General features: G+C 36.4%; 4 protein-coding genes. All 4 read right to left on the bottom strand.

The genetic code is table 11. The annotated features are described in order from the left end of the window. Positions 1-793: glycosyltransferase (locus AACY61_RS12010; protein WP_339611818.1), on the bottom strand; the 793-nt coding region annotated here is incomplete at its 3' end. A gap of 33 nt (positions 794-826) precedes the next feature. After that, positions 827-1558, bottom strand: a complete 732-nt coding sequence (locus AACY61_RS12005) for a methyltransferase domain-containing protein (RefSeq protein WP_339611817.1) — start codon at positions 1556-1558, stop codon at positions 827-829. A 3-nt stretch (positions 1559-1561) separates the two neighbouring features. Further along, positions 1562-2245 carry an ATP-binding cassette domain-containing protein gene (locus AACY61_RS12000; RefSeq protein WP_339611815.1) on the bottom strand — a complete coding sequence of 228 codons (684 nt, stop codon included), beginning with the start codon at positions 2243-2245 and terminating at the stop codon, positions 1562-1564. Positions 2246-2333: 88 nt separating this feature from the next. Then, positions 2334-2683, bottom strand: a 350-nt coding sequence (locus tag AACY61_RS11995; protein ID WP_339611814.1) for a hypothetical protein, incomplete at its 5' end; no start/stop codon positions are given.

The following is a 2683-nucleotide window of genomic DNA, read 5'->3' as shown; positions in this document are numbered from 1 at the left end:
TTTTTTCAAAAAGTTGGATGGTTTTGATGAAAAAGGAATCTAATTTATTTCGTTCCAAAGACCGATAAGCTTTTTGAATAGGCCTGTAATCGTTGGGTATTTTAGATTCTTTTTCAAACTTGAAGAGTGTCTCCAAACCTTTTTTTGATTTGTTGATAAAACTTTGGCTGCTTTCCAGACCCAGGTGAACAATAGGATTGTCTATATGCAGCACTTTAGCATTCATCTTTTCTAAGTTTTGAGCAAACAATACATCCACTCCATACACATTGTCATAAAAATCATTGGCTTGCAAAAACACTTTTTTTTGAATTAAAAAACACTGTGAGATGATGGAAAGGTGTGGCATTTTTTTCCTTTCAGAAACGGACTTGGCTTCTCGTGCTTTGCCGTATTTCCAACGAAGAATTTTTTCCTTTTCAGGCTTTTCTTCATCATAGGTAATCCCTCCGAAAACAACATCGTAGTTTTGCTTTTCCACGCCAAACTTCTTCATAAAATCATTGTCTTTAGGGAGTACATCAGCATCCATAAACAACAAGCGATCGTAGTTGGCTTTTTCTGCAAGTGCCTGTCTGGTTGCAGTACGGCCTTTATTTTCTGAACTTTCCAAAAAATAACAGTTTGTAATGGAGGTTATTTCTTTGTTTTTTGCCTTGATTTCTAAATCGTTGGAGGCATCATCAAGTACCAGGATTTCATAGTCTATTTCCAACCCCTCCATCTGCGATGCAATACTTGAAACAAGTGTTGTGATGTTGTAATTGTATGTTGGGATTAAAATAGATATCATTTGGTTGCTTTTAGCTTAGTTAGGACAAAAACATTATTTATAGGCAGTTATAATCGTTTCGCTTTTCAATCCGTTATAATCGTTTTTAGCAGCTTCATAAATTGTGGTTTTTACTTTAAACCCAGCGTGTTCCAACCGCTGTTTCAATCCTTCAACAGAGTAAATTCTGACGTGATCTTCCTGTCCAAAAGCTTTCAGTCTTGCTTCAGCTGAAGTGATTGTAGCATCTTCATAGATATCACCTTCCTTAAATGGTGTCTGTATAAAGCAAACACCATTGGGTTTCAACACTCGATATAATTCAGCCATGGCCTTGGTATCTTCTGGGATATGCTCTAAAATATGATAGCACAAGATCAAATCAAAATAAGCATCCTGGTGTGGAATTGCAGTAATGTCATAGTGATAGTGTGCCAGAAACTGGTTTTCAAAATCTGTTGGGTAATAAGAACGCTTTAGTGCGTTATTCATAAGTTCATAAAAGCCACGTGGAGGTGAAAAATCAAGAACCTTTCCTTGTATCAGGTTGTTTTCTTTGAGCAATTGCAAAAGTCTTCTGCTACGGCTTCTACTACCACAGGCAGGACATAATAAGTCACCTTTTTCAAGTTCTATAAAAGTGTTTAACTTGGTTTCACAAACTGGACATTGGTAGTTGTTGCCTTTGTAATGAAACCGAAGGAGTTTTCTAAAAAAAGGTTCAAACCGAAAGAGAAGCTTCTTGGGCAGCAATTTTTTTACACTATTTTTTAGAATAGTATACATGGCTTAAACCGTTTTCTGTACTACTTCAAAAATTTGATTTTCATCACATTTGAGTGTTTTGGAAGGATATTTGAGTAGCAAAGCATAGTCGTGAGTAGCCATCAAAATAGTATTGCCGTTTTTATTAATATCCTGAAGCACTTCCATCACTTCTACTGAAGTCTGGGGGTCTAGGTTTCCTGTGGGCTCATCTGCTAAAATCAGCTCCGGGTCATTTAAAAGTGCCCGTGCAATGGCCACCCGCTGTTGCTCTCCACCTGATAGTTGATAAGGGTATTTAAAACCCTTGGTTTTCATGCCCACTTTGCCCAACACTTCATCAATCTTTGTGTTCATACTGCTTTTGTCTTTCCAGCCGGTAGCCTTCAATACAAAGAGCAGGTTGTCATGAACCGTCCTGTCATTCAAAAGTTTAAAGTCCTGAAATACCACTCCCAGTTTACGCCTCAAAAAAGGGATGTCTTTTTCTTTGAGTGTTCGCAAATCAAAATCTACAATTTCTCCTTCTCCTTCCAAAAGGGGAATATCACCATACAAGGTTTTCATAAAACTACTCTTTCCGGTCCCGGTTTTTCCTATTAGGTAAACAAACTCTCCCTTGTTAATTGACACATTGACTTCAGAAAGTATGAGGCTTTCCCTTTGATATATAGATGCGTCTTTTAAAAATAAAACTGGCTTTGACATAGTATATGGATGGTTTGCAGCGAAATTACAAGTTATTTTTTTATGCTAACGAAAAATAAAACAAAATAATATTATCCTTGAGGTGCAATTATTGAATATTCACTTTAAGCTTCTTTTGAATTCTGTATAAATCTGAGGTGATGGTAATAGTGACCATTTCATTTTTGATGTGCTCTAAAGGAATGGATGCGTTTTCTGTTTTAGGGAAGCTTTTTCTAAACTCTTCTTCATCAGTATTGATAATCACCAAATAGTCAGTGTCAACACCACCTTCCATAAGCTCTATAAAAACACCTTGAATGTTGGCAGCTCTTTTTATTTCAAATGGAGTAATAAATTTTGGATAGTTTGAAACACTGTCCTTTTCAACTTTTGGTTTCGTTTTTACGGCAGTTGGAAAACATTCTTCTGTTGGTAAGTCCGGGTCAATAGAAAGTT

This window comes from uncultured Planktosalinus sp. (assembly GCF_963973675.1).
Taxonomy (GTDB): Bacteria; Bacteroidota; Bacteroidia; order Flavobacteriales; family Flavobacteriaceae; genus Planktosalinus.
Note: the sequence above shows the minus strand (reverse complement) of the source record. Positions and strands in the feature narration are given on the sequence as shown.

Excerpts from the sequence above, each read along its gene's own strand:
- AACY61_RS12005 (WP_339611817.1), bottom strand. The coding sequence starts at position 1,558 with ATGTATACTATTCTAAAAAATAGTGTAAAAAAATTGCTGCCCAAGAAG.
- AACY61_RS12000 (WP_339611815.1), bottom strand. The coding sequence starts at position 2,245 with ATGTCAAAGCCAGTTTTATTTTTAAAAGACGCATCTATATATCAAAGG.